22 protein-coding genes are annotated in these 25,825 nt (G+C 66.7%); 17 read left to right on the forward strand and 5 right to left on the reverse strand.

The genetic code is table 11. From position 1 onward, the window contains the following. The first annotated feature begins 24 nt into the window (after positions 1 to 24). Both ACP694_RS10505 and ACP694_RS10510 read left to right on the forward strand, forming a co-directional pair. Positions 25 to 1,260, forward strand: coding sequence for a class I SAM-dependent methyltransferase (locus ACP694_RS10505; protein ID WP_426012169.1), 1,236 nt, complete (start codon positions 25 to 27; stop codon positions 1,258 to 1,260). A gap of 87 nt (positions 1,261 to 1,347) precedes the next feature. Continuing rightward, positions 1,348 to 1,626 carry a hypothetical protein gene (locus ACP694_RS10510; protein ID WP_426012171.1) on the forward strand — a complete coding sequence of 93 codons (279 nt, stop codon included), beginning with the start codon at positions 1,348 to 1,350 and terminating at the stop codon, positions 1,624 to 1,626. Here ACP694_RS10510 and ACP694_RS10515 read toward each other — a convergent pair. Next, entirely contained in the window at positions 1,623 to 3,161 is a 1,539-nt protein-coding gene (locus ACP694_RS10515; protein WP_426012172.1) for a cryptochrome/photolyase family protein, read from the reverse strand. The genes ACP694_RS10510 and ACP694_RS10515 overlap by 4 nt on opposite strands. 105 nt (positions 3,162 to 3,266) lie before the next feature. Here ACP694_RS10515 and ACP694_RS10520 point away from each other — a divergent pair, with 105 nt between their 5' ends. The 10 genes from ACP694_RS10520 to ACP694_RS10565 all read left to right on the forward strand — a co-directional run bounded on the left by ACP694_RS10520 (position 3,267) and on the right by ACP694_RS10565 (position 11,830). Then, positions 3,267 to 4,265, forward strand: coding sequence for a cysteine synthase A (locus ACP694_RS10520; RefSeq protein WP_426012174.1), 999 nt, complete (start codon positions 3,267 to 3,269; stop codon positions 4,263 to 4,265). A gap of 82 nt (positions 4,266 to 4,347) precedes the next feature. After that, the gene (gene sseA, locus ACP694_RS10525) at positions 4,348 to 5,196 is read left to right on the forward strand and encodes a 3-mercaptopyruvate sulfurtransferase (protein ID WP_426012176.1); all 849 of its coding nucleotides are present in this window, start codon (positions 4,348 to 4,350) and stop codon (positions 5,194 to 5,196) included. Positions 5,197 to 5,374: 178 nt separating this feature from the next. Beyond that, positions 5,375 to 6,535: a cystathionine beta-lyase gene (gene metC / locus ACP694_RS10530; protein ID WP_426012568.1), complete on the forward strand. Its 1,161-nt coding sequence runs from the start codon at positions 5,375 to 5,377 to the stop codon at positions 6,533 to 6,535. Between the two features lie 62 nt (positions 6,536 to 6,597). Then, complete coding sequence (locus ACP694_RS10535) at positions 6,598 to 7,158, forward strand: DUF1697 domain-containing protein (RefSeq protein ID WP_426012178.1); 561 nt, start codon at positions 6,598 to 6,600, stop codon at positions 7,156 to 7,158. 106 nt (positions 7,159 to 7,264) lie between these two features. Continuing rightward, positions 7,265 to 7,426 carry a hypothetical protein gene (locus ACP694_RS10540; protein ID WP_426012180.1) on the forward strand — a complete coding sequence of 54 codons (162 nt, stop codon included), beginning with the start codon at positions 7,265 to 7,267 and terminating at the stop codon, positions 7,424 to 7,426. After that, positions 7,423 to 7,545, forward strand: coding sequence for a hypothetical protein (locus ACP694_RS10545; RefSeq protein ID WP_426012182.1), 123 nt, complete (start codon positions 7,423 to 7,425; stop codon positions 7,543 to 7,545). The genes ACP694_RS10540 and ACP694_RS10545 overlap by 4 nt, the downstream gene beginning before the upstream one ends. 91 nt (positions 7,546 to 7,636) lie before the next feature. Continuing rightward, a complete protein-coding gene (locus ACP694_RS10550) occupies positions 7,637 to 8,005 on the forward strand; it encodes a BlaI/MecI/CopY family transcriptional regulator (RefSeq protein WP_426012184.1) in 369 nt (122 codons plus the stop codon). Further along, entirely contained in the window at positions 7,995 to 9,782 is a 1,788-nt protein-coding gene (locus tag ACP694_RS10555; protein WP_426012186.1) for a M56 family metallopeptidase, read from the forward strand. The genes ACP694_RS10550 and ACP694_RS10555 overlap by 11 nt, the downstream gene beginning before the upstream one ends. Before the next feature lie 144 nt (positions 9,783 to 9,926). Further along, positions 9,927 to 11,474, forward strand: coding sequence for a GMC oxidoreductase (locus ACP694_RS10560; protein ID WP_426012188.1), 1,548 nt, complete (start codon positions 9,927 to 9,929; stop codon positions 11,472 to 11,474). Further along, positions 11,471 to 11,830, forward strand: coding sequence for a hypothetical protein (locus ACP694_RS10565; RefSeq protein WP_426012190.1), 360 nt, complete (start codon positions 11,471 to 11,473; stop codon positions 11,828 to 11,830). Before ACP694_RS10560 ends, ACP694_RS10565 begins: the two co-directional genes overlap by 4 nt. 3 nt (positions 11,831 to 11,833) lie before the next feature. On the opposite strand, the gene ACP694_RS10570 is transcribed toward ACP694_RS10565, so the two are convergent. Then, positions 11,834 to 12,181, reverse strand: a complete 348-nt coding sequence (locus ACP694_RS10570) for a hypothetical protein (protein ID WP_426012192.1) — start codon at positions 12,179 to 12,181, stop codon at positions 11,834 to 11,836. Positions 12,182 to 12,597: 416 nt separating this feature from the next. On the opposite strand from ACP694_RS10570, the gene ACP694_RS10575 reads away from it, so the two are divergent. Further along, entirely contained in the window at positions 12,598 to 13,527 is a 930-nt protein-coding gene (locus ACP694_RS10575; RefSeq protein ID WP_426012194.1) for a polysaccharide deacetylase family protein, read from the forward strand. A 145-nt stretch (positions 13,528 to 13,672) separates the two neighbouring features. On the opposite strand, the gene ACP694_RS10580 is transcribed toward ACP694_RS10575, so the two are convergent. The 3 genes from ACP694_RS10580 to ACP694_RS10590 all read right to left on the reverse strand — a co-directional run bounded on the left by ACP694_RS10580 (position 13,673) and on the right by ACP694_RS10590 (position 19,336). After that, entirely contained in the window at positions 13,673 to 14,713 is a 1,041-nt protein-coding gene (locus ACP694_RS10580) for a cupin-like domain-containing protein (RefSeq protein WP_426012196.1), read from the reverse strand. Between the two features lie 48 nt (positions 14,714 to 14,761). Next, complete coding sequence (locus tag ACP694_RS10585; RefSeq protein WP_426012198.1) at positions 14,762 to 15,919, reverse strand: endo-1,4-beta-xylanase; 1,158 nt, start codon at positions 15,917 to 15,919, stop codon at positions 14,762 to 14,764. A gap of 144 nt (positions 15,920 to 16,063) precedes the next feature. Next, entirely contained in the window at positions 16,064 to 19,336 is a 3,273-nt protein-coding gene (locus ACP694_RS10590; protein ID WP_426012200.1) for a TonB-dependent receptor, read from the reverse strand. Between the two features lie 360 nt (positions 19,337 to 19,696). Between ACP694_RS10590 and ACP694_RS10595 the strand changes: the two genes are divergently transcribed. Genes ACP694_RS10595 through ACP694_RS10610 form a run of 4 tightly spaced genes read left to right on the forward strand, consistent with a single transcriptional unit; the run spans position 19,697 to position 25,690 of the window. After that, a complete protein-coding gene (locus tag ACP694_RS10595) occupies positions 19,697 to 21,214 on the forward strand; it encodes a tryptophan halogenase family protein (protein WP_426012202.1) in 1,518 nt (505 codons plus the stop codon). A gap of 11 nt (positions 21,215 to 21,225) precedes the next feature. Further along, a complete protein-coding gene (locus ACP694_RS10600) occupies positions 21,226 to 22,656 on the forward strand; it encodes a tryptophan halogenase family protein (RefSeq protein ID WP_426012204.1) in 1,431 nt (476 codons plus the stop codon). Further along, positions 22,653 to 24,188, forward strand: a complete 1,536-nt coding sequence (locus ACP694_RS10605) for a tryptophan halogenase family protein (RefSeq protein ID WP_426012206.1) — start codon at positions 22,653 to 22,655, stop codon at positions 24,186 to 24,188. Before ACP694_RS10600 ends, ACP694_RS10605 begins: the two co-directional genes overlap by 4 nt. Continuing rightward, entirely contained in the window at positions 24,185 to 25,690 is a 1,506-nt protein-coding gene (locus tag ACP694_RS10610; RefSeq protein ID WP_426012208.1) for a tryptophan halogenase family protein, read from the forward strand. Before ACP694_RS10605 ends, ACP694_RS10610 begins: the two co-directional genes overlap by 4 nt. Positions 25,691 to 25,825: the final 135 nt, after the last annotated feature.

The raw sequence follows: 25,825 nt of genomic DNA on the forward strand, positions 1-25,825 counted from the left end.
CCTCAGTTAGGGATGGGACCGTCGATGACCGATATCCTGCCTGCCACCTGGTCGGTCCTGGGCCGCGACCCGGAGCTACGCCGAGCCCCTGCCGCCTTTCGCTCGGCCCTACGCATCGCCGTCGAGAACTGGGCGGTGGGCACGCTGACCTTCATCCTGCCCACGGGCAAGTCACTGCGGATCGTCGGCAAGACGCCCGGACCGGACGCCGTGATCCAGGTTCACGACTACCGCTTCGTCCGCCGGGCCCTGGCCTCTGGCGATATCGGTTTCGCCGAGGGCTACATGGCTGGCGAGTGGGACACGCCAGACCTGTCGACCGTGCTGGAAGCCTTTTCCCTGAACTTCGACAAGCTGACGGCCCTGGTCAGCGGCAACCCCTTGATGCGGGCGGTCAATGGCCTCTACCACCTCTTTCATCGCAACGATCGGCAGGGTTCCAAGAAGAACATCCATGCCCATTACGACCTGGGCAACGCCTTCTATTCACGCTGGCTGGACCCCAGCATGACCTATTCGTCCGCTCTCTACGAAACCCCCGGCCAGTCGCTCGATCAGGCCCAGCGCGCCAAGTACGCGGCCTTGGCCCGGTCGATCGATCTGCGGCCCGGCCAGCACGTGTTGGAGATCGGCTGCGGATGGGGCGGCTTCGCCGAATACGCGTCCAAGGAGGTGGGCGCCCGGGTCACGGGCGTCACGATCTCCCAGGCCCAGCACGACTTCGCCAAGCGGCGCCTATTCGACCAAGGCCTGGCCGACAAGGCCGACATCCGGCTGATCGACTATCGCGACGTCCAGGGGCAGTTTGACAGCGTCGCCTCGATCGAGATGTTCGAAGCGGTCGGCGAGGCCTATTGGCCGACCTATTTCGGCAAGATCCGCGAGGTGCTGAGCCCCGGCGGCCGGGCCGGCCTGCAGATCATCACCATTCGCGACGAACTGTTCGACCACTACCGGGTCCAGACCGACTTCATCCAGCGCTATGTCTTCCCCGGCGGCATGCTGCCCAGCGAGCAGCGCCTGCAACAGGAAACCGCCGCCGCGGGCCTGACCTGGACCGGGATCGACCGGTTTGGCCAGAACTACGCCGACACCCTGGCTGAATGGGGCCATCGGTTCGAGGCGGCCTGGGACGAGATCAAGGGCCAGGGCTTCGACGAGCGCTTCCGGCGGTTATGGCGGTTCTATCTCAGCTATTGCGAGGCCGGGTTCCGGACCGAGCGCACCAATGTGATCCAGTTGGGGCTTTCCCGGGCATAGGGTGGCGCGGGCCTAGCAAGTTAGATCGCGCGGTCCGACCTTTGATGGGCGTACACTGACGCAAAGCGTCTCAGAGGTCGGCCCCCAATGAACCTCTATACCATGGTCCTGGATTTCCACGGCGGCACCTACATTACCCAGTTCGACGCCGAGACAGCGGTCGATGCGGTCACCGCCTGGTGCGGCGAACTGCAGGAAGAACAGCTGCTGGGCGAGGTGTCGTCCGATATCGCCGAAGGCATCATGATCGACGCCGTCGGGAACCGTTTGGTCGAGGTCGAGGGCCTGCACAATGTCTGGTGCGCGGCCACGACGGCGGGCGGTCCGCTGGCCTTGCTGAACGTCATCGAGACCCACGTCGGCTAGACACCCATCGCGCCTCGCGTCGCGGCCGCCTTGGCGCGAAACGCCGCCCGCTCGGCTTCGGGCATGCGAGACAGGGTCTTGAGCGGCATCATCATCCGCCCCAGGCCGGCCAGGCGCGCCTCATGTCGATCGAGAAAATCCCAGTATAGCGCGTTGAACGGACAAGCGTTTTCGCCCAAGCGGTCCTTCACGTCATAGCGACAGCCTTTGCAGTAGTCGCTCATCCGATCGATATAGGCGCCGCTGGCCGCATAGGGCTTGGAGCCGACGATGCCGCCGTCGGCGAAGGTGGCCATGCCGCGGGTGTTGGGCATCTCGACCCACTCATAGGCGTCGGCGAACACCACCATGTACCAGTCATCCACGGCGTCTGGATGCACGCCCAGCAGCATGGCCAGATTGCCGGTGACCATCAGCCGCTGGATATGATGGGCGTAGGCATGGTCGCGGGCCGAAGCCACGGCGTCGGCGACGCACGCCATGTCGGTTTCGCCGCTCCAGTAGAACCACGGCAACTTGCCTTCGGCGTCCAGCGCGTTGCGCAGGGCGTATTCGGGCATCTTCAGCCAGTAGACCCCCCGCATGAATTCCCGCCAGCCGAGGATCTGGCGGATGAAGCCCTCGACGGCGTTCAAGGGCGCCTTGCCCGCCCGCCAGGCAGCCTCCGCCCGCCGGCAGATGTCCAGCGGGTCCAGCAAGCCGATGTTCAGGGCCGGCGAGATCAGGCTGTGCCACAGGAACGGCCGTCCCCAACTCATGGCGTCCTGGGCCTCGCCGAACCCGGCCAGCATGTCGGCGATGAAATGGTCGAGGATCGCCTCGGCTTCCTGCGGGTTGGTCGGCCAGTCGAAGGTCTCGACGCGGCCGAAGTGATCCTCGAAGCCCGCCTCGACCGTCGTCATTACATCTCGGGTCACGGCGTTGGGCACGGTGCGCAGGCGCGCGGGCGGCCGCACGCCGGCGGGCAATTTCTTGCGGTTCTCGACGTCGAAGTTCCACTGGCCGCCGGCGGGTTTGTCGCCGTCCATCAGCAGGCCGGTGCGGCGGCGCATCTCGCGGTAGAAATACTCCATCCGCAGTTCCTTGCGCCCCTCGGCCCAGGCGGCGAACTGAGCGCGGGAGCACAGGAAGCGATCATCCTCTCGCGCCTCAACGGGGATCGACAGCGTGTGCGCCAGGGCCAGCAGGTGCTCTTCCAGGGCCCACTTGCCGCAGACGGTGCGGATCACCCGCTCCGCCGGCTCCTCGGCCAGGGCGCGCGTGATCTCACCAGCGATCGAGGCGGTATTGGCCGGGTCATCCAGCCGCACATAGCGAACCCGGACGCCGCGCGCCTCCAGCCGGGCGGCGAACTGGCGCATGGCCGACCAGACCAGGACCAGCTTCTGCTTGTGATGTTTCCAGGCCGTAGCCTCGGCGACGGACTCCGTCATCAGCACGACGTCGTGGGCGGGGTCCAGGTCCGCCAGCGCCGACAGGGTCTCACTCAGTTGGTCGCCCAACACCAGCCGCAGCGCGCCTTGCCGTTTGCTCATGAACCAAACCTTGCCTTCAGGAAAACTGGGCTTGCGTCTGCTCGCCCGCGCACGATCTACCATGCACTCTTGTTTCCGCAGCAGCCCGTCTCAGCCCAGCGCCCCATGACCATCAAGACCAGCGTCCTGGACGCCATCGGCGACACGCCCCTGATCCGTCTCAACCGCGCCAGCGAGGCGACCGGCTGCGAGATCCTCGGCAAGGCCGAATTCATGAATCCCGGCCAGTCGGTCAAGGACCGCGCCGCCCTGGGCATCATCCGCGACGCCGAGGAGAAGGGCCTGCTGAGGCCGGGCGGCCGTATCGTCGAGGGCACGGCGGGCAATACCGGAATCGGCCTGGCCATGGTCGCCTCTGCCCTGGGCTACAAGACCACCATCGTGATCCCGCGCACCCAAAGCCAGGAGAAGAAGGACGCCATTCGCCTGCTCGGCGCGCACCTGGTCGAGGTGGACGCCGTCCCCTATTCCAACCCCGACAACTATGTTCGCTATTCCGGCCGCCTCGCCGAGGAACTAGCCAGGACCGAGCCCAATGGCGTGATCTGGGCCAACCAGTTCGACAATGTCGCCAACCGCCGGGCCCATTGCGAGACTACTGGCCCTGAGATCTTCGAACAGACCGACGGTGCGGTCGACGGCTTCATCTGCGCCATCGGTTCGGGCGGCACCCTGGCCGGCGTCGCCCAGGCCCTGCGAGCCCGCAAGCCGTCGGTGAAGATCGGCCTGGCCGACCCGCATGGCGCCGCGCTCTACAGCTGGTACGCCGACGGCGAACTCAAGTCGGAAGGAACCTCGATCAGCGAAGGCATCGGCCAGGGCCGGATTACCGCCAATCTCGAAGGCCTGGTGGTCGACCACCCCTTCCGGATCAGCGACGAGGAGATGCTGGAGCAGGTGTTCGACCTGGTGCAGCACGAGGGCCTGTGTCTGGGCGGCTCGTCTGGGATCAACGTGGCCGGCGCGATCCGCATGGCCCGCGCCATGGGCCCCGGCCACACCATCGTGACCATCCTCTGCGACCACGGCTCGCGCTACCAAAGCAAGCTGTTCAACCCAGCGTTCCTCGCCGAGAAGGGCCTGCCGACCCCGCCGTGGATGTAGGTCGCGCTTGCTCCCCGTCGCCGATCGCGTGATCTTGCCCACCCTTCGCGTTGGGGCGAGTCAGACCCCGAAAGGCCAAGCCATGACCCAAGACCCCCTTGTCTCGACTGCCTGGCTGCAGGAGCACCTCGACGCGCCGGACGTGCGGATCGTCGATGGGTCCTGGCACATGCCGGCCGCAAAGCGCGACCCTAGGGCCGAATACAAGTCGGTCCACATCCCCGGCGCGGTGTTCTTCGACATCGACGAGATCGCCGACGAGACCTCCGACCTGCCGCACATGCTGCCCTCTCCGATCAAGTTCGCCTCGCGGGTCAAGAAGTTGGGCCTGGGGGATGGCTCGCGGATCGTGGTCTATGACAGCACCGGCATCCTGCCCGCCGCCCGCGTCTGGTGGGAATTCCGGGCCATGGGCCACGAGGACGTCGTGGTGCTGGACGGCGGCCTGCCCAAGTGGATCGCCGAGGGACGGCCGGTGGACGACCACGTGGTCATGCCCCAGGAGCGCCACTTCACCCCGCGCTTCCAGGCTGACCTCGTCCGCTCGATCGAGCAGATCAAGCGCAATATCGAGACCGGCCGCGAACAGGTGGTCGACGCCCGCCCCGTCGGCCGCTTCACCGCCGCCGAGCCCGAGCCCCGCGCAGGCCTGCGCGGCGGCCACATCCCCGGCTCGCGCAACGTGCCGCTGGCGGCGCTTCTGGCGCCCGACGGCACGTTGCTAAGCGCTGAAAGGCTGGCGGCGGTGTTCGCGGCGGCCGGCGTCGATGTCGCCAAGCCCGTGGCCACCACCTGCGGATCTGGCATCACCGCCTCAGTGGTGTCTCTGGCGCTCGCGCGGCTCGGCAAGCCGAGAGCGGCAGTCTATGACGGCTCCTGGACCGAATGGGGCGGGCGCGAGGACGTGCCGGTGGCGACGGGCGAGGCCTGACTTCAAAAATCCTCCCCCTGTGGGGGAGGTGGTTGCGAAGCGACCGGTGGGGGGAGTGTTGGGATCTTCATTGGGCATCTCGCCAGCTGCCGATCACCCCCCTCCGTCGGCTTCGCCGACACCTCCCCCACAGGGGGAGGACCTGCAACACCGAGAACCGCGAGTCCGCGCCATGCCCCTGGATGAAGAAACCCGCCTGGTCCGTACGGGCTCGCCGTCGCGGGACGGGATCAAGCTGGCGCGGACGGTCAATCCGCCGATCCAGCGCGGCTCGACCGTGCTGCTGCCCAACGCCGCCGCGCTGTATGACGACAACCAGCTGACCTACGGCATTACCGGCCTGTCCTCGCCCGCCGCCTTGCAACTGGCCCTGGCCGAACTGGAGGGCTCGCCGGACGTCACGCTCTATCCGTCGGGCCTGGCGGCGATAACCGGCGTCATGCTGGCTTTGCTAAAGTCCGGCGACGAGATCCTGGTGGTCGACAGCGCCTATAAGCCTACCCGCCGGTTCTGCGACCGGGTACTGACCCGCTTCGGCGTAGCGACGACCTATTACGACCCAGCCCTGTCGCCCGACGCCCTGATGACCCTGTGCACGCCGCGCACCCGGATGATCCTGCTGGAAGCCCCCGGCTCGCTCACTTTCGAGATGCAGGACCTACCCGCCATCGCTGCGGCCGCCACGGCGCGCGGCGTGCTGACCCTGATCGACAACACCTGGGCCGCCAGCTTCTACTTCAAGCCCCTGGCCCACGGGGTGACCATCAGCGTGCAGGCCCTGACCAAATATGTGGGCGGCCACTCGGACGTCTTCATGGGCAGCGCCGCCACCGCCGACAACGTCATCGGCAACCAGCTGGGCGACGCCATGTGGGACATCGGCTGGTCGGTGTCGCCCGACGACGCCTATACCGTGCTGCGCGGCCTGCGCACCCTGGCCGTCCGCCTGCCCGCCCACCAGGCCGCTGGCCTGGAGATCGCCCGCTGGCTGCAGGGTCGCCCCGAGGTGGCCCGCGTGCTGCACCCGGCCCTGGAGGACGATCCCGGCCACGCCCTGTGGAAACGCGACTTCACCGGCGCCTGCGGCCTTTTCGGCGTGGTGCTGAAGCCCGCCTCGCAGAAGGCCGTCCACGCCTTCCTCAACGCGCTCGAAATATTCGGCTTGGGTTTCTCGTGGGGCGGCTATGAGAGCCTGGCGATCCACTGCGATCCACAGCTGAAGAACCGGTCGGTTCCCGTGACGCTGGAGGGGCCGCTTTTGCGGCTGCATGTGGGGCTGGAGAGCGTGGCGGATCTGAAGGCGGATTTGGAACGCGGCTTTGCGGCGCTCAACGGCTAAATCGCTCAGCGACGTCGCCGCCGCGAAGGGCTAGACAACCGCCTCGTTCGAAAGGCCCGACCATGTCCCTGCACATCGCCCTGCTGCGCGGCGTCAACGCCGCCGGTGGTCGCCTGATCTCCGCCGACGAACTGACCGGCCTGGTGACGGACCTGGGCTTCACCGATGTGCGCATGGGTCCCAAGCCCAGCGACCTGATCTTCAACAGCGGCGAGCGCACCGGCGCCGAGCTGCAGACCCAGCTGGAGACCGAGCTGTTGACCCGGCTGGGCCTGCGCACCGACGTCTATGTCCGCACGGCCGAGGCCTGGCGGGCCCTGGTCGTCGCCAATCCATTCCCGGACTTCGCGGCGGCCGATCCGGGTTGGCTGATGACCCTGTTCTGCAAGGACACGCCCGACAAGAAGGCCATGGGCGCCCTGCGGGCGGCGATCCGCGGTACGGAACAGGCGCGGGCCGAAAGCCGTCAGATCTACGCCATCTATCCCGACGGCGTGGGCGGCTCGAAACTGACAAATGGCTTAGTCGAGAAAACCCTCGGGACCCGGATCACCGGCCGCACCTGGACCGCCGTCCTGGCCTTGAACGCGATGATCGAAGACCCTCCCGCCGACGAGGCCTGATAAACCGTTTCGCGCGTTCCTATATGCGGAACTTGGCCGTCGAGAGCGAGCCGCCGCGAGGTGGCTGATCGGCTCCGACGCGGCCGGCCTTCGAGACATCGACCCCATGAACTGGCTCTTCGAGCTTTCTGCGGCGTGCGCGCTGCTGGCCTTCGCCTTCCCGCTCGTCTGGAAACTTGTGGTGCCGACGCCGGTGCTGCGTCCGGCGTTGGCGCGCACAAAGGCCCGCCGAGCCGCCGCGCCAGTCGATCAGGACACCGGCGCATGAAGACCTATCCGGGCACACGTCCCTCCGCACCTAAGGGCACGAGCGATCCGCGCTCCACGGGCGGTGATCGTCCGCGGCCGCCCGTCGATCCCGGCGCCCTGCGCGGCACCAAGACCTAGCCGTCTCCATTACATATCGTTTACAATCATAATCGCTGATTGACCCGAACGATTACGTCGGTAATCGTTGCAGGAGCCCAGGAGAGGTTCCATGCGGATCAGTACGGCCGAAAGCCAGATCATGAAGGCGCTGTGGGCGAAAAGCCCACTGACCGCCGAAGACCTTACCGCCACGCTGGCGGGCGAGCAGAACTGGGCCGAGGGCACAGTCAAGGCGCTGCTCAACCGCCTGCTGAAGAAGGACGCCATCGCCGCCGAGAAGGACGGGCGTCGCTTCCTGTATCGGCCGCTGGTGGCCCAGGGCGACTATGTTCACGCCGAGAGTCAGGGCTTGTTGGATCGCCTGTTCGACGGTCGCCTGGCGCCGCTGGTCAGCCACTTCTCGCAGCGTGAACGACTGAGCGACGACGACATCGCCGAACTGCGCCGCATCCTGGAGGCGCACGACGATGGCCGCTGACTTCCTGGCCCTTCTGGTCCACGCCAACCTGGCGATCGGCGCGGCGGTGCTGCTTGTGCTGGTGCTTCGCCGGCCGGTTCGCGGCCTGTTCGGCGCTCGCGCCGCCTACGGTCTCTGGCTGGTCGCGCCGCTGGCGGTCGTGGCGGTGATACTGCCCGCGCGCACCGTGACGATCCCCATTGCGCAGCCCCGGCCCGTCGCCGTCGACGCTGCCGCGCAGCCGTCGGCCATTGCCGCCCAACCAGCCCCCGCTGTCGCGCTCCTCAGGTCCACGCCGCGCATTCAGGACTGGGACCCGCAAGGCCCGCTGGTCATCGCCTGGGCCCTGGTCAGCCTGCTGGCCCTCGGTGTCCAGGCCGCGCGCCAGCGCCGGTTCGTGCGGTCGCTGGGCCGTCTTCGCGGCGAGGCGGACCTGTTCCACGCCGAGCACGTCGGCGTCGGCCCCGCAGTGATCGGCGCCTTCCTGCCCAAGCTCGTTCTACCCGCCGACTTCGCGCTGCGCTTCACGCCGCAGGAGCAGGCCCTGATTCTCGCCCACGAGCGCAACCACCTGGCGGCCGGCGACGCCCAGATCAACGCCCTTACCACCGCGGTCCAGTGCCTGTTCTGGTTCAATCCCCTGGTCCATCTGGGCGCCCAGCGCCTGCGGATCGACCAGGAGATCGCCTGCGACGCCGCCGTCCTGACCCGCTTTCCCATCGCCCGCCGCGCCTATGGCGAGGCGATGCTGAAGACCCAACTGGCGCCCTTCGCGCCGCCGCTCGGCTGCCACTGGCCAGCCGCGGCCAACACCCAACTCAAGGAGAGGTTTGTCATGCTCACCCAGCACCGCCAAGGCCGCGCCACCCGCCTGATCGGCGCCGCCGCCGTCGCCGCCCTGGCCCTGGGCGCGGGCTTCGCCGTCTGGGCCGCCCAGCCCGCCCGCATCGTCCACCAAGACAGCGTCCAGGACGCCCGGGAGGAGACGGCCCACGACAAGGCACGCGACCGCCGCAGCCCGCTGTTCAAGGCCGTGCGCGACGGTGACGCCAGCGAGGCCAAGGCCCTCATCGCGGCCGGCGCCGATGTCGACTTCAAGGCCTCGGGCGACGGCACGCCACTGATCGAAGCCGCGCGCTCGGGACGGGCCGACCTTGTCGAGCTTCTGCTGGCCAGGGGCGCCGACGCCAATCTGGCTTCGCGCGGCGACGGGAATGCGCTGATCGCGGCCGCCTCCGAGGGTCGGCCCGACATCGTCAAGGCGCTGGTCGAGCGCGGGGCCGAGGTGAACGCCTATGTCCCCGGCGACGACACGCCGCTGATCAACGCCATCCGCTCCGGTGACCTGGCGACGGTCCGCTACCTGATCGACAAGGGCGCCGATGTGAACCGCGCGGCTCTCGGCGACGGCAGCCCACTGATCGAAGCTGCCCGCTCCGGACGGCTCGACTTCGTCGAGCTGCTATTGGCCAAAGGCGCCGACGCCGGCAAGGCCGTGCGCGGCGACGGCGACCCATTGATCGCGGCGGCGGGCAGCGGCGACCTGGCCATCGTCAAGACCCTGGTCGAGCACGGCGCGTCGGTGGAGTCCTTCGTGCCCGGCGACGAAACCCCGCTGATCAACGCCGCCCAGTCCGGCGACCTGGCCACGGTGCGCTACCTCGCTGAGAAGGGCGCGGACGTGAACCGCGCCGTGCCCGCCAATCGAGGCCAAACCCGCTCGCCGCTCGGCGAAGCGCTCAAGCACGGTCACAGCGAGATCGTCGACTACCTCAAGGCCAAGGGCGCGCGCGCCTAGAGCATCGCGCGGAAAAGTGGCCACCAGTTTTCCGCAAAAGCGATGCGAAAACAAAAGTCTAGAGCAAGCCGTGCGATTCCTATATCGCGCGGCTTGCTCTAGCCGCGCGCCCTCACCTCCCACGCAACACCGACAGGAAACACGATGGCTTTCATCGACGCCCGAACCTTGCCTGACGCCAGCCGAATCCAGGCCGATCTGCTGATCATCGGGGGCGGCCTGGCCGGGATCACCCTGGCCAAGGAGCTGGCCGGCGCTGCGCTGAAGGTCGCGATCCTGGAAAGCGGCGGCCGCGAGCTGGACATGGAAATCCAGGGCCTCTATGCCGGCTCGGCCATGGTGCGCGCGCCGGACAATCCCGACAAGCCGTTCGACGACTATCCCGCCCAGTCGCGGGCCCGGGTGCTGGGCGGCTCGGGCATGATCTGGGGCGGCAAGTGCGCGCCGCTGGATCCCGCCGACTTCGCGGCCCGGCCGTGGGCGCCGCACAGCGGCTGGCCGGTGACCCGAGAGCAGATGCAAGGCTTTTACGACCGGGCCTGCGACCTGCTGGAGATCCCCCGCTTTGATCGCGACAACACCCTCCTGAAAGACCCAACCCGCACGCCGCTGGCCATCGACGCGGAGGACGGCTTCTTCTCGGCCCCGCGCGCCTTCACCCGCTATTCGGGCGGCAGCGACAAGGCCGCCTTCGACCGTTTTCGAACCGATTTCGCGGATGCCGCCAACATCACGGTCTATCTGCACGCCAATGTCACCAAGATCCGGTTGAACCCGACCGGCGACCAGGTCGAGGGGCTGGACCTGGCCTGCCTTGACGGCAAGCGACACACGGCGAGCGGCAAAACCTATGTTCTGGCGGTCGGTGGCATCGAGAACGTCCGGCTGCTGCTGGCCTCCAATGGGGTCCACAAGGCGGGCGTCGGCAACGCCCACGACCTCGTCGGCCGGTTCTTCCAGGGCCATGTCACCTATTCGGTGGACGGCGACGCCGAGAGCGAAGCCTCGGCCGTCCACGTGTCGCGCGACGCGCCGATGGGCCTGTATCTCAATCCCACCCGCACCAGCCCCCACTGCGTGCTGGCCAGCGGCGCGCCGGCGCAAGAGCGGATGGGAGCCGGTAACTTCACCGTCACGCTCTACGCGGCCGATGAGACCGGGATCGCCCAGGCCGACACCAAGGCGCTCCGCCAGGTCGCCACGACCCTCGACGGCGACACGTCCGGCGGCGGCCAGCTCCTGGGCTGTTTCGCCATGTCCGAGCACTTCCCCAATCCCGACAGCCGCGTGACCCTGGACGCCTCGGCGAAGGACCCACTTGGCATGCCGCGCATCCGACTGGAATGGACCTACGGCAAGACCGACTGGGACAGCCTGGAACGCTCGACCGCCGGGTTCGGCGACGCCTTGGGCGCCGCTGGCCAGGGCCGTTTCTGTTGGCCGATCAAGCGGAGCCAACTGCTGGCGATCTCAAGCGCCTCGCGCCATCACATGGGCACGACTCGGATGAACGCCGATCCGAAGCGGGGCGTGGTCGATCCGGACCTGAAGGTGCACGGAACCGGCAATCTGTACGTGGCCGGCAGCTCGGTTTTCCCAACCTCGGGCATCGCCAATCCCACCCTGACGATCCTGGCCCTGGTGATGCGCCTGGCCGATCATCTGAAACAAGAGCTCGGAGCCGACCGATGACCGCCCTCGCCCGCCGCGACCTGCTGGCCGCCCTGTTCGTCGTCACGGCCAGCGCCGGCCTGCCATCGCTGGCCGCCGCCGTCCCGAGCAACCCCAAGGCGCGATTGTTCGGCGATCTGGACCTGACCGCCGCCGCGCGGGTGGGAGAGGCCTGGCTGGCCGGCCGCGCGCCGACCACGGTCACGGCCCTGGCCGCGCGGCTGTTTCCTCGGGGCCGCGAGCCCGAGGCCTTGTCCGCCCTGCGCCGCGCCGTGGCCGACGACTTCCGGCGCGGCGCGGTATTTGTGGATCGCGGCTGGCGGCTGTCCGACACCGAAGGCGCGCTGTTTGGCCTGTTGGCTCTCGAGGCGCGTTAGGCGTCAGCGCTTCTTGGTCAGGTCCAGAGCCGCCAGATCTCGCGCCGTCGCGGCCATGGCGTCGTCACCGATGCCGCCACCCATCTTGGGCTGCAGTTCCTTGAGGGACAGGGTCTTGAAGCTGTCGTACAGCGGGTGGTCGGTCAGGCCGGGCACATCCTTGTCCAGCACGGCCTTGCCCGCAGGATCGGCGACGATCACCGCGATCGGCGTGTCGAGGGTCAGGAACGCCTTGGTGGCCATTTGCCCGGCAACTGGCGTGGTCGGCGCGGGTTGCTGGGCCAGGGCCGATCCCGAAAAGGCCGCGATCGTCGCCATCATCGCCACAGCACCGCAGATCGAGGTACGCATCAGTCTTGGTCCTTCCTAAACGAGGTTCAGGACGGCAATCCGCTTCGCGGCCATGGGGTTCAACCCCAAACCTTGGCGGCGAGGTCAGGAATGGCGCCGACGCCGCCTCTTCTCGCAATCCGCTGCAAGTCTGCGCACCACGCGGTCAGTCGCCAACCTCGGCGCTAGCCGTCAATGGCCCCGGCGAGGCCGGCGTCAACGCCTTTGTCGAGCGCTCGGAACGATAAGACTTCAAGGTCGCCTTGGCGCGGCGCGCCGTGGAAAACAGATCAGTGAACCACCGGTACCGCTACCTTTTTATCTCATGACGGCTGGTCACGATGGCCAGTTCTTGCCACTCTCATGCTGCGGGACGCGGTCTTGCCCGCCAAGACAGTTGTCACGCCAAGTGACGATAATGACCCTGGGGCGGAAACATGATGTCATTCACGAGCGTGGTGTGGCTATGCGGCCTGGTCGCCTTGACCGCCGTCGCCAGCCCCGTCCTGGCCAAGCCAGAACCCATCGAGATCGCCCTCACCTTCGACGACCTGCCTGCTCACAGCGCCCTGCCCCCCGGCCAGACGCGGGTCGGGATCGCCGAGCAAATCCTGGCCGCCCTGCATGAGGCCGGCGCCCCGTCGGTCTATGGTTTCGTCAATGCGGTGCAGGAAGAGCGTGAACCCGAGTCCGCCGCCGTGCTAGGCCTCTGGCGCGCAGCGGGCCACCCGCTGGGCAATCACACCTGGTCGCACATGGCGCTGAGCAAGAACAGCCTGGCCAACTGGCAGGCCGACCTGATCCGCAACGAGCCGGTGCTGGAGAAGCAGATGGCCGGCGCCGACTGGCGCTGGTTGCGCTTTCCGTTCCTCGACGAGGGCGACACGCCCGAAAAGCGCGACGCCGCCCGCCAGTTCCTGGACCAGCACCATTACCGCATCGCCAGCGTGACCATGAGCTTCGACGACTGGGCTTGGAACGAGCCCTATGCCCGTTGTGTCGCCAAGGGCGATACGGCGGCGATCACCGCGCTGGAGACCAGCTATCTCCAGGCCGCCAAGGACAGCTTCAACTATTCCCGCGCCATGGCCCACAGCCTGTACGGCAAGGACATTCCCTATGTGCTGCTGATGCATGAGGGGGCGCTCGACGCCCGTCTGCTGCCGCGTCTGCTGGCCTTCTATCAGAGCCAGGGAGCCCGCCTCGTCACCTTGGACACGGCAGAGCGCCATCCGTTCTACGCCGCCGACTTCAGTTCCGCTCCGACAACGGCGTCGGTCACCTTGGAGAACGCCATGGTCGCGCGAGGTCTCCGCGTGCCGATCAAGACCTGGGATGTCCAGGCGCTCTCGACGGTATGCGGTTAGAGCATTTCCCAACCTGACTGCGTCAGGCCGTGAGCTCTAATCTTCTGTTTTGACGCATTTTTCTTCACGCGTACCGGAACCACTTCGCTCGAAAAATGCTCTAGCTCAAGTCTTCCCCCTGTGGGCGAGGACCTTCGGGAGCGGGCTAGCCGAAGGCGCGCTTCAGGAACGCCCGGATGTTCAGCGCCAGACGGGGCGACAGCGGACCCAGCACGCCCTTGCGGTCCTCCGGAAGATGGGCGGCGGGATCGCCGTTCACCTCGAACAGGTAGTGGTCGAAGATCGCCCGCCAGGCGGCGCGTTGCGGAGCCGGCAAGTGACGAACCGCCAGCAGGCCGTGGACCAACACCTTGAACGGCGACCCGGCCTCGGGCGGCAGGTCGCGCCACCAATAGTTCACCAGCACGTTCAGCGAGTCCAGCGAGCGCACGTGGTGCCACCACAGGGTCGGGATGTAGATCGCGTCGCCCGGGCCCAGTTCAGCGCTCAGGCCATGCTCGACGGCTTGGGCGAACCTGGGATAGCGCGCGTGATCGGGCTCATCCAGCGACACCATGCTGATCGGCTGACCCGCCAGGGTGAAGTCAAGCGGCCCGACATAGAGATTGGCCGTCTGCTCGGGTGGAAACAGCGTGAAGCGTCGCCGGCCCGCCACCACGACGGCGATATTGTCGGCCATGTCGTAATGGGTCTGGGCGGTGACCGCGTTGCCGAACCAGATGCGGGGGTCGACGGGGATGTCCAGCAAGAGGTTGCGGTTGGCCTCGGCGAACCCCGGCAACACCTTGGGCGTCGGCGCTGAGCCCACATAGACCGACGGCGGATCGACCTGATCGCCCAGGGCGAGGAGGTCGTCGAGGATCGCCGAGATCGCGCCGGGCCGGCGCTCGAAATTCACCGACCGCTCGGCGTCCTGGTAGAAGAACCGCCCCTTGATGTCCGGCGCGCCAACGAAGGCCTCGACGGGCGCGCCCTGGTCCAGGCCTTTCAGGTAGTCGGCGGCGGCCCTCGCCCCTGCCCGTCCCGCCGCCACCGCCGGCCAGTCGGCTGCGAAGCCGCGCAGCACCACCGGACGGTAGGCCGGTACGATCTCCTCGCGCAGGATCTGGCGCGTGACATCGTGGCGCTCGTCAAGGGGCTGGAACGACAGGGTCATGGCGGGAAGCTTACCGGGAATGGGTGTCAACGGCAGGCTCTAGATAACGCGCCGCGATGATCGGTCGGAACGCGAGGCTCAGGTCCGCTCCGGCGCGGCCCGGAAGGCGGCCGCCACGGCCTGGCGCAACGGCTTGGGTCGGTAGGCGTCGTCATAGAGCGTCGCCCGCTTGGCCAGGCCGTCCTTGCGGGGGGTGAAGGTCTGCAGCCAGGAATACTTGTCGACCATGCCCCAGGCCAGCACCGCTTTGGTCTGACGATAGTCCAGCATCAGGTCCAGATAGCCCTTGGCGACGGCGGCTTCGGAGGCGTCGCGCGCAGCGACGCCGGGGGGCAGATCGTGATCGTTGACGTCGAACTCGGTGATCAGCAGGTCGTAGCCCATGCCGGTCACCTCATCGATGAAGGCGCGCCAAGCCTTCTCCTGGGGCCGCCCCAGGCTACCAGGCGCGGCCGGATCTTCGGTGCCGAGGTGGCTCTGGACCCCGAGGGCGTCGACCGGCGCGCCGCGCTTGCGGAAGCCTTCCAGAAGCTTCAGCACGCCGGCGCGGTGGGCCTCGTTGCCGGCTTCCCAGCCCATATAGTCGTTATAGACCAACTGAGCCTTGGGCGCCGCCGCGCGGGCGGCATGGAAGGCGACGTCCAGCGTCTGCGCCTGGCCCATGGCGTCGGAGAACACTGTGTGGCGGACCGAACCGTCCTTGGGATCGACCGTCTCATTGACCACGTCCCAGGACCGAATCTGCGGATAGTGCGCCACGACCTTGGTGATGTGGTCGACCAGCATGGCCTCGGCGTTGGCGGCGGCCGCCGGACCCTTGCCGAAGTCGTGGGCTTTCAGCCAGGCAGGGAACCACTGGGGGTGATGCCACAGCAGGGTGTGGCCGCGCAGGGCGATGTCGTTCTGCTGGGCGAAGGCGGCGATGCGGTCGGCGCGTTCGAAGGCGAAGGTCTCGGCGTCGGGCCGCAGCACGTACCACTTCAGTTCGTTTTCCGGCACGAGCACGCCGCACTCGTTGATCAGCACCTGGCGATAGCGAGCGTCCTCGAACGAACCGGTCAGCGAGCCGGTCGGACCGGCGCCGACGGCGCTGCCGAACTGCACCCCCTTGGCCTTGGCCAGCTTGGCCAGCGACGGCGTTTGCGCCGCCTGAGCCGAACCGCCGCCCAGGACTGCCGCGCCTGCGAGGCCGAGAGCCAGAGCCTGGCGTCGGGAAAGGATGGAAGAAGAGGTCATCACGCAGCCTTCAACGAAAGCGCCGCGCCCCGTGGGACAGGGCGCGGCGAAGTCCTAGGAACCGAATGTCTCCGCCCCACCGGGCCGGAGCCGAGGCCGCGGACGTCCGACCGAGGGGCAGGCCCCGGCCGGACGCCATCGACCTTAGAAGCTGGCGCGCACCACGAAGGTGTAGCGCCGGTCGTTCATGAACCAAGACCGTCCAGCCTTGAGCAGTTGGTTGTTCAGGACCTGCGTGGTCTTGGTGACCTCGTTGGTCAGGTTCACGCCCTGCACGCCGATCTTCACCTTGGGATTGACGGTGTAGAACAGCGACCCATCCAACTGGCCGGTGGCCTCATTCATGATCGGGGCATAGGGCACGATCACGTCGCGGACGGTCAGCAGGAAGTCCGAACGCCAGTTGTAGGCCAGGCGAGCCGAGATCGGACCCTTCTCGTAGATGCCCGCGAAGTTGACGTTGTGCTTGGACAGACCTTGCAGCGGCAGCAGGCTGGTGTCGACGGTCGAGACCCGGCCGGCGGCCACGTCGGGGTCGGTCGCCGACAGCGTGCTTTGCGGCACGCCCTTGCTGTCGATGTAGGTGTAGTTGGCGTTGATGCCGAACCCGTCGAACGGCTTGGGCAGGAAGTCGTAGAACTGCTGATAGCCGATCTCGAAGCCCTTGACCTTGGCCGTCTGGTCCGAGTTGCCCGGCGTGGTGATGGCCACGTCGAAGGTAGCGCCGTTGTTGGTGAACGGAATACGCGCAGTCGAGTTCGTCGCGACGTCCTTCAGTTCCTTGTAGAAGGCCGCGAAGGTTAGCGAGCCGACCGGCGCGAAATACCATTCCACCGCACCGTCCAAATTGAACGACTTCGTCGGCTTAAGATAGGGATTGCCGACCGTCAGGTTGCCGCTGACGCTGGTGGCGGTCAGCGGAGGACCGGCGATCCCCGTGTCAGAGAGGTCCAGACCCACATTGTAGTAGTTGCGGGTCAAACCGATGTCCGGCGGCGTGATGGTCTTCGAGGCGGCGAAGCGTAGTTGCACCTTGTTGGGCAGAGCAACCTTCACGTTTACGCTGGGCAGCCAATGTTCGAAGGTGGCACGCGCGACGGTCGGGGTGGTGGCGCCGTTCGAGAAAAGACGTGTCGCGGCCCGGGTGGTCGCGGGCAGTGAACAGAAGTCTGTCGGTGCGAACGCAGGCTTCGGATTAGGCTGAGCGTTGTATCGGGCGAGAGAGTCCAGGCAGGACTGGTCGCTCGGCGGGTTTGAGGCCGGGAAGGACAGGAAGCCGGAAGCCTCGCGCTTCGTCTTGGTATAGCGCAGGCCGATATTGCCGCTGACACCGATGTCGCCGTCGAATTCATGCCTGAAGCGCAGCATGCCGTAAGCGGATTGGGTCTTTTCATTGATCGGGTTGATTTCACCCGGCAAGAACGGCGTACCGGCGACCACGCCGCAGCGTTGAGCGAGCGGAACCCAGTTCTGCGGGCAGCCATTGCCGCCGTTACGGGCCCGCCACTCGTCACCGACGCTCAGGGCGAAGGCCGTCATGGCGGCATAGTCCTTGGCCGAGTTGCCGTTGTAGAACGGCCGGGCCTGGAGACCAGTCGGAACCGGCACCTGACCGCGCATGAAGTCGGTGAAAGGGTAGAGCGTGGTCTGGGCCGCGCTGGTCGAACCGCCGGGCGTTGTCGGCGAGCCGTTGATCTGATCATCGAACCAGACCGGGCCGCCGCCGCCCCAGATTTCGCTCAGCACACCCCAGTTATAGGTCGAGAAACGGGTTGTTTGATCGCGCTCGGCCCAGCGAACGCCGACCCGGGCCGATTCTAGCCAACTGTTCTCCGCGAAGCGATAATCGACGTCGATCTTTGCGGCGTCTTCTTTTCCTTCGCTTTGTTCGATGTGGTCCATCGCCGAGCGCCAGAAGCTGTTGTGCGGGCTTTGGAAGTTGTCATTCGGTGCGTTGAAGTAGGTCGAGCAGGTGCCGCTGGGCGGCGAGCAGGGCGGGATGCTAGCCCCGCTGGCCGGTGGGATGAAAGTGAACTCCGGAAGATCCGAGCCATTCAGCTTCAGGTTCAGGTTCTGGAAGCTTGAGCCCCAAATGCCCACGTCGAGATTATCGACCGTGGAGTCGACGTGTTGGTAGTCGAAGGCTACGCCGAGGCGATCGTTCGGCGTCCACTTGAAGTTAAAGCCGTAGTCAGACGTCAGATAGGTCTGCTCGACATTGCGATTGACGTTGTTGCTTTGCAGACCAAAGCTCGGCACGCGAGGATCGGCGCTGAACTGGTCATCACGCCAACCTTGCGGACCGGTGATGACGCCATTGGTGAAGACGCCGTTGCTGTCGACACCGAAGGTGGTGCCGTCGATCGGACGCGAGTCACCGTTCGAGGTCACGTTGTCGGTGGCGATTTCGATTGCGTGCTCGGTCCAGGACTGGGTCGATTCCGAGCGCAGGTACTGAAAGGTGGCCAACATGGTGTCGTCGTTGCTGCGCCACTGGCCGGCCGCAGCATAGCCCGTGCGCTCACGCTTGGTCTCGGTGCTGCGGAACGCCGCGCCGCGCGGGAACCACACGCCCTTGCCGCCACCGGGGCAGGTCGCGGCTTGCGGATTGGCGGTCTGGGCGCTGGTGAAGCCGGTGCGGCAACCGAAGTTCGACACCTGCGTGCCGTCCGAGCGGGTGGAGAGCTTGGAGTCGACGGCGCTCAGCAGCAGGCCGAACGTGCCGGCCTCGGTGTCCCACTGGTCGCTGTACAGCGCCGAGAAGGTCGGAGCCCACTTCTTGACGAAGTCGCCGTAGCTCTCTTCCGCCGAAACCGAGAGCAGGCGCTTGCTGCTGTCGAACGGCAGGCGGGTGCGCAGGTTGACCGTGCCGGAGATGCCGCCCTCGATCATGTCGGCAGACGGGCTCTTGAAGACGTCGACGCCGCCCATCAGTTCGGAAGGCACGTCGGCAAAGCTCAGGGCGCGGCCGTTATTGGCCGAGAAGGTGTCGCGACCGTTCAGCTCCGAACGCACGAAGTTCAGGCCGCGCACGACGACGCCGCTGCCTTCGGCCGAGAAGTGGTCGGGATCAACGCCGGCGGCGAAGCGGCTGATGGCCACGCCCGGGATCCGCTGCAGCGCCTCGGTGACCGACCGGTCCGGCAGAGCCCCGATGTCTTCGGAGGTAATCGAGTCGCCGATGATCTCCGAGCTTTGCTTGAGCTGCTGCGAGCTCTGCAGGCTCTTGCGAATGCTGGTGACGACGACTTCATCGACGATCTGCGCGTCGCTCGCGGGCTTGGCCTGGGTCTGGGTCTGGGCCAGTGCTGGCGCGCCGATCAGCATCGCGCTCAGCGCGATGGCCGATACGCCGTATTTCAGAGCAAGAATTTTCTGATTTTGGTCGCGCGTGGTCGCGCTATGGATCAAGTGCATATTTCGCCTCCCCATTTATCGTTTAGGTCGCGCGTTACCGCTACCACTGGCCATATGAATCGACCTTGAGGTCAGACCATATTGCAATGGTTTCCGCCGTCAAGGTACCGCTACCTTATCCGTGCAGAAAAAAACGGTGCGCTCCCAATCTTTTGATTTGTCGTAACAATTGCCGTGGCTTCCAACGTCTTGCATTGGTAAGCCATCTAAGCGATGAGCCCTTCAGATAGCGCTGTCAAACAGGTTCGGGCGCGACACTGTGGCGCATGGCCTGGCAGCGGTTTTATTTTAGACAGCGTTGTCAATTTGCATCATTAGGCCGATCGCACCCAGAGGCGACGGTGGTCAGGGGGAAACGGGATGACGCAACAGGCAGTCCGAACCATCGTCATCGTGGGCGGCGGCACGGCCGGCTGGATGACCGCTGCCGGCCTGGCGGCCAAGCTGAACGGCTTGCCCATCACCATCCGTCTGGTCGAATCCGCCGAGATCGGCACGGTCGGCGTCGGCGAGGCGACGGTCCCCCACATTCGCCACTTCAACACGGCCCTGGGCCTCGACGAAGCCGACTTCATGCGCAAGACCCAGGCGACCTACAAGCTGGGCATCGAGTTTCGCGATTGGGCGCGAGTCGGCGACAGCTACATCCACCCGTTCGGGGCCTACGGCGCGGCGATCGGCGGCGTGGGTTTCCACCATCACTGGCTACGCGCGGCGCAGGGCGGCGACCCGACGCCGATCGAGGCCTACAGCCTGCCGATCATGGCCGCGCGCCAGGGCAAGTTCGCCCCGCCCTCCTCCGACCTGCGCTCCGTGGCTTCAACCTACAACTACGCCTACCAGTTCGACGCCGGGCTCTACGCCGCCTATCTGCGAACCTATGCCGAGGCGCGCGGCGTGGTCCGCACCGAGGGTAAGGTGGCAGACGTCGTCCTGCGCGGCGAGGACGGCTTCATCGAAGCGATCGTCATGGACAGCGGCGAGCGGATCGAAGGCGATCTGTTCATCGACTGCTCTGGCTTTCGGGGACTGTTGATCGAGCAGGCGCTGAAGACGGGTTACGACGACTGGAGCCAGTGGCTGCCCTGCAACCGCGCCGCCGCCGTGCCGTGCGACACTGTCGAGCCTTCGATCCCCTATACCCGCGCCACGGCCGACACCGCCGGCTGGCGCTGGCGCATCCCGCTGCAGCACCGGGTCGGCAACGGCTATGTCTATTGCAGCGACTATATCAGTGACGACGCCGCCGCCGCCAAGCTGCTGGCCGGTCTTGAGGGACAGGCCCAGGCCGAGCCGCGCTTCCTGCGGTTCGTGACCGGCCGGCGCAAGAAACATTGGAGCCGCAATTGCGTGGCCATCGGCTTGGCCAGCGGCTTTCTCGAACCGTTGGAAAGCACCAGCATCCACCTGATCCAGGTGGCGGTCACCACCCTGCTGGAGCTTTTCCCCGACCGGTCCTGCGACCAGGCCGACCAGAACGAGTACAATCGGGTCATGGAGCTGGAGTTCGAGCGGATCCGCGATTTCCTGGTGCTGCACTATCATGCCACCAACCGCACCGACGCGCCGTTCTGGAACGACCGCCGGACCATGAAGATCCCCGATAGCCTGGCCTACAAGATGGACCTGTTCCGCGACCGGGGCGTGGTGGTGAAGTACAAGGACGGCTTCTTCCTCGAGCCCAGCTGGCTGGCGGTCTATCTGGGCCAGAACGTCGTCCCCAGCGGCTATGACCCGGTCAGCGACAAGATCCCCGACGGCGCCCTGGCTCAGCGCCTCGCGGCGATGCGGGAGTCGATCGCTGGCGCCACAGCGGCCATGCCGACCCACGCCGACTGGATCGCGCGGTTTTGCGCGGCCTCGGGCGTCGCCGCATGAGGGGCGCCCCCTTGAGCCGCGTCGTCATCCTCGGCGGCGGCGTCGCCGGTTGGATGACCGCCTGCGCCCTCGCCCGCGCCCTGCCCGCCGGCTGCGACATCCGCGTGATCGAAACCGCCGACAGCGCCCCGCGGGGGGCTCTGTCGACCCTGCCTGCCCTGCGCACCTTCCACGGCCTGCTTGGCCTTGAGGAAGGGGCCCTGATGCGCGCCGCCCACGGTACGTTCAAGCTGGGATCGCGGTTCAGCGGCTGGGCCTCGGGCGATCACATCGAAGGCTTCAGCGACGTCGGCGTCGGCCTGGAGGGCGTGGCCTTCCATCATCACTGGTTGCGGGCTCGGGCGAGCCAGGACGTCGGGCCGTTCGAAGCCTACAGCCTGGCGGCCGTGGCCGCGCGGATAGGGCGCTTCACAAGGCCCAGTGAGGACGCGCGGTCGGTGCTGTCGACCCTGTCGTACGGCCTGCATCTCGACGCCGCCGGCTATGCGGCCGTTCTCAGAGCGGCGGGGCCGGGCGTCGCGCGCGGGTCTGGCGAGGTCGCGGCCGTCGCCCTGTCGGCCGAGGGCGGCGTCGAGGCCATAGAGCTGGTCAGCGGCGAGCGCGTCGAGGCCGACCTGTTCATCGACACCACCGCCGACGGCCGGCTGATCGGCGGGGCCTTGGGCGTGGCGTGGCGAGACGCCACGGCCTGGTTGCCTTGCGACCGCCTGGCGACGCGCGAGATCGCACTCCGCCCCAATCCGTCGCCCCTGACCGAGGTGGAGGCGATCGCCGAGGGCTGGCTGCGCCGGGTCCCGTTGCGCGACCGTGACGCCGTCGCCCTGGCCTATCGCTCGGACCTGACGTCCGACGACGAGGCGGTCGAGATCCTGGGCGGCGAGGACCATGTCGAGCCGCTGCGCAATGGTCGCCGCGAGCAGGTCTGGCGCGCCAACTGCGTGGCCATCGGTCCGGCGGCCGGCCAGATCGAGCCCTTGAACGGCTCCGACGCTCACCTGATCCAGAGCGGCGTATCGCGGCTGCTGGGCTTGCTTCCCGGTCGCGACGGCGATCCGCAGGCCGCCGCCGAATATAATCGCCTGATGGCCGAGGAGATGGATCGCGCCCTGGACATGGCCGTGATGCGCTACGCACTCAGCCACCGCGAGGATCCCCTATGGACCATGGCGCGCCGCGCCTCGCCCTCCCAGCCCCTGGCCTACAAGCTGGCGCAGTTCGAGAGCCGCGGTCGTGTGGTGCTCTATGACGAAGAGACCTTCATGGAAGGAAGCTGGACCGAGGCGCTGATCGGCCACGGGCTGCTGCCGCGCCGCCACGACCCGCTGGCCGAGCGACTGCCGCCCGCGCGCGCGGGCGAGGCGCTGGCCAGGCTGCGCGCCCTGATCCGCCAGACCGCCGAGTCCCTGCCCTCCCACGCCGACGCGCTGAAGGCTCACGCATGACGAACGCGCCCATCCGGAAAGTCCTGATCGTCGGCGGGGGCACGGCCGGTTGGATGACGGCCGCCGCCCTGTCCAAGGTCCTGGGCCGCCAGGTCGAGGTGACGCTGGTCGAGTCCGAGCAGATCGGCACGGTCGGGGTCGGGGAGGCCACGATCCCGCCGATCCTCACCTTCAACGCCATGCTTGGGATCGACGAGCGCGACTTCATGCGGGCCACCAAAGCCACGTTCAAGCTGGGGATTGAGTTCCGAGGCTGGACCGACCCCGGCGATCGCTACATCCACCCGTTCGGGACCTTCGGCCTGGATATCGAGGCGATCAAGTTTCACCAGATCTGGCTGAAGTTCCGCGATCAGGTCGGGCCGATCGAGACCTTCAACCTGGCCGCCGTCGCCGCCCTGACCGGTCGCATGGCTTTGCCCGACCCCGACCCGGCCAAGGTGCTGTCGAGCCTGAAATACGCCTTCCACTTCGACGCTGGCCTCTATGCCAGATACCTGCGGCGCTTCTCCGAGGCGCGCGGCGCGACCCGTGTCGAGGGCAAGGTCGCCGATGTCACCCTGCGCGGCGAGGACGGGTTCATTCAGTCCGTCACGCTCGACGACGGCCGCGTGCTGGAGGCAGACCTGTTCATTGACTGCACTGGCTTTCGCGCCCTGCTGATCGGCGAGGCCCTGGGCGGGACCTATCACGACTGGAGCCACTGGCTGCCCAACGACCGGGCCGTGGCCCTGCCCTGCGCAACCGGCGGCGACGGCATGACGCCCTATACCCGCGCCACAGCCCAGAAGGCCGGCTGGACTTGGCGCATCCCGCTGCAGCACCGCACGGGCAACGGCTACGTCTATTCCAGCGCCCATATTGGCGACGACGAGGCCCTGGCGACCCTGATGGCCGGCCTCGACGGCCCGGCCCAGGCCGAGCCGAACTTTCTACGCTTCACCGCAGGACGTCGCGATCGGGCGTGGATCAAGAACTGCGTGGCCATCGGCCTGTCGTCTGGTTTCCTGGAGCCGCTGGAAAGCACCAGCATCCACCTGATCCAGGCGGGGATCACCAAGCTGCTGTCCCTGTTCCCCGACCAGAGCTTCAATCCGCTGGAGATCGATCAGTACAACCGCCTGACCGCCCAGCAGGTGGACCTCGTCCGCGACTTCATCATCCTGCACTACAAGGCCACCGCCCGCGCCGACACGCCCTATTGGGATTATGTCCGGACGATGGAGATACCCGAGAGCCTGCAGCGCAAGATCGACCTGTTCGCCGGTCGAGGACGGCTGTTCCAGTCCGACTACGACCTGTTCGCCGAGCCCAGTTGGATCGCCGTGCTGTTGGGTCAGGGGATCGTCCCGCGCCAGTATGACGCGCTGGTCGATAGCCTGCCCGAGGGGGACATCGTCCAGCGCCTCAAGCGGATGTCGGCCCTGATCGCCCAGACGGCCGCCGCCCTGCCCTCTCACCAAGCCTTCACCGCCCGCTACTGCGCCGCCGACGCCGCGCCCGCCAACGCCACGTCTGGGGTTCCCGCATGACCGACCACCGCCTGCGCAAGATTGTCATCGTTGGGGGCGGCACCGCCGGCTGGATGACCGCCGCCGCCCTGGGACGTTTTCTCAAGGACGGCCACACAAGCGTGACCCTGGTCGAGTCCGAGGAGATCGGCACGGTGGGGGTCGGCGAATCGACCATCCCGCAGATCAACATCTTTAATCGCATGCTGGGCCTGGACGAAAACGAGTTCGTCCGTCGCACCAAGGCGACCTTCAAGCTGGCCATCGAGTTCGTCGACTGGAAGTCGATCGGCCACAGCTACTATCACCCGTTCGGCCCCTATGGCGTCGATATGGAGGGGGTGTCGTTCCACGCCTACTGGCTTCGGCTGAAGGCCTTGGGGGAAGCCGGCGAGCTCACCGAATATTCGCTGCAAGCCTTGGCGGCGGACCAGGGCAAGTTCATGCGGGCCAACGGCCAGCCCAACTCGCCGCTGGGCTCGATCGCTCACGCCTATCACATCGACGCTGGCCTCTACGCCCGGTTCCTGCGGGGATACGCCGAGGAGCGCGGCGTCCGGCGCCAGGAAGGCAAGATCGTCGAGGTTCACCAGCGGGCGGCCGACGGCTTCGTCGAAGCCGTGACCCTGCAGAGCGGTGAGCGGATCAAGGGCGACCTGTTCATCGACTGTTCGGGGTTCCGCGGGCTGTTGATCGAGGAGACCTTGAAGACAGGCTACGAGGACTGGTCAAACTGGCTGCTCAACGACCGCGCAGTGGCCGTGCCCTGCGAACTGGGTGGCTCGCTCGCCCCGGTGACGCGCGCCACCGCACGGCCAGCCGGCTGGCAGTGGCGCATCCCGCTGCAGCATCGGCTGGGCAACGGCTATGCCTATTCCAGCCAGCATATCAGCGAAGACGAGGCGACCGCCTATCTGTTGGCCAACCTGGACGGGGCGCCGCTGCGCGATCCCTTTACCCTGAAGTTCAAGGCGGGCCGCCGGCTGAAGAGTTGGAACAAGAACGTCGTCGCAATCGGCCTGTCGGGCGGCTTCATGGAGCCTCTGGAAAGCCAGAGCATCCATCTGATCCAGGTCGGCATCTCGCGCCTTCTGGCCATGTTCCCCGACGAGCGTTTCGAGCAGCCCGACATCGACCGCTACAACCGCGTCATGCAGTTCGAATATGAGAAAATCCGTGACTTTCTCATCCTGCACTTCAACGCCACCCAGCGCAGCGACACGCCGTACTGGGACTATCTGCGGACCATGCCCATTCCCGATTACCTGGCCGACAAGATCGCGGTGTTCAAGAGCTACGGCCGGGTGTTCCGCGAGAACGAGGAACTGTTCAACGACACCAGTTGGTTCGCGGTGATGATTGGCCAGGGCCTGGAGCCGCGCGGTCACGATCCGATGGCCGACATCCTGTCCGACGACGACCTGCGGGCGCGGATGAGCGACATCCGATCGGTGATCGCCAAGTCGGCCGAGGTGATGCCGGAACACTTGCGGTTCATCGCGGACAACTGCGCGGCGGTCTAGAGCATTTCCCGACCTGACTGCGACAGGCCGGGAGCTCTAATCTTTTGTTTTGACGCATTTTTCTTTACGCGAACCGGAACCACTTCCGCTCGAAAAATGCTCCAGGTCAAATCCAGGCATCCGGCGACCGGCGGG

It is taken from the genome of Caulobacter sp. DWR2-3-1b2 (genome assembly GCF_049896345.1).
Classification (GTDB): domain Bacteria; phylum Pseudomonadota; class Alphaproteobacteria; order Caulobacterales; family Caulobacteraceae; genus Caulobacter.

What these genes read in the sequence shown, in the direction of transcription:
- ACP694_RS10505 (WP_426012169.1), top strand. Translation starts at nt 25, where the DNA reads ATGACCGATATCCTGCCTGCCACCTGGTCGGTCCTGGGCCGCGACCCG.
- ACP694_RS10510 (WP_426012171.1), top strand. Translation starts at nt 1,348, where the DNA reads ATGAACCTCTATACCATGGTCCTGGATTTCCACGGCGGCACCTACATT.
- ACP694_RS10515 (WP_426012172.1), bottom strand. Translation starts at nt 3,161, where the DNA reads ATGAGCAAACGGCAAGGCGCGCTGCGGCTGGTGTTGGGCGACCAACTG.
- ACP694_RS10520 (WP_426012174.1), top strand. Translation starts at nt 3,267, where the DNA reads ATGACCATCAAGACCAGCGTCCTGGACGCCATCGGCGACACGCCCCTG.
- sseA (WP_426012176.1), top strand. Translation starts at nt 4,348, where the DNA reads ATGACCCAAGACCCCCTTGTCTCGACTGCCTGGCTGCAGGAGCACCTC.
- ACP694_RS10535 (WP_426012178.1), top strand. Translation starts at nt 6,598, where the DNA reads ATGTCCCTGCACATCGCCCTGCTGCGCGGCGTCAACGCCGCCGGTGGT.
- ACP694_RS10540 (WP_426012180.1), top strand. Translation starts at nt 7,265, where the DNA reads ATGAACTGGCTCTTCGAGCTTTCTGCGGCGTGCGCGCTGCTGGCCTTC.
- ACP694_RS10545 (WP_426012182.1), top strand. Translation starts at nt 7,423, where the DNA reads ATGAAGACCTATCCGGGCACACGTCCCTCCGCACCTAAGGGCACGAGC.
- ACP694_RS10550 (WP_426012184.1), top strand. Translation starts at nt 7,637, where the DNA reads ATGCGGATCAGTACGGCCGAAAGCCAGATCATGAAGGCGCTGTGGGCG.
- ACP694_RS10555 (WP_426012186.1), top strand. Translation starts at nt 7,995, where the DNA reads ATGGCCGCTGACTTCCTGGCCCTTCTGGTCCACGCCAACCTGGCGATC.
- ACP694_RS10560 (WP_426012188.1), top strand. Translation starts at nt 9,927, where the DNA reads ATGGCTTTCATCGACGCCCGAACCTTGCCTGACGCCAGCCGAATCCAG.
- ACP694_RS10565 (WP_426012190.1), top strand. Translation starts at nt 11,471, where the DNA reads ATGACCGCCCTCGCCCGCCGCGACCTGCTGGCCGCCCTGTTCGTCGTC.
- ACP694_RS10570 (WP_426012192.1), bottom strand. Translation starts at nt 12,181, where the DNA reads ATGCGTACCTCGATCTGCGGTGCTGTGGCGATGATGGCGACGATCGCG.
- ACP694_RS10575 (WP_426012194.1), top strand. Translation starts at nt 12,598, where the DNA reads ATGATGTCATTCACGAGCGTGGTGTGGCTATGCGGCCTGGTCGCCTTG.
- ACP694_RS10585 (WP_426012198.1), bottom strand. Translation starts at nt 15,919, where the DNA reads ATGACCTCTTCTTCCATCCTTTCCCGACGCCAGGCTCTGGCTCTCGGC.
- ACP694_RS10590 (WP_426012200.1), bottom strand. Translation starts at nt 19,336, where the DNA reads ATGCACTTGATCCATAGCGCGACCACGCGCGACCAAAATCAGAAAATT.
- ACP694_RS10595 (WP_426012202.1), top strand. Translation starts at nt 19,697, where the DNA reads ATGACGCAACAGGCAGTCCGAACCATCGTCATCGTGGGCGGCGGCACG.
- ACP694_RS10605 (WP_426012206.1), top strand. Translation starts at nt 22,653, where the DNA reads ATGACGAACGCGCCCATCCGGAAAGTCCTGATCGTCGGCGGGGGCACG.
- ACP694_RS10610 (WP_426012208.1), top strand. Translation starts at nt 24,185, where the DNA reads ATGACCGACCACCGCCTGCGCAAGATTGTCATCGTTGGGGGCGGCACC.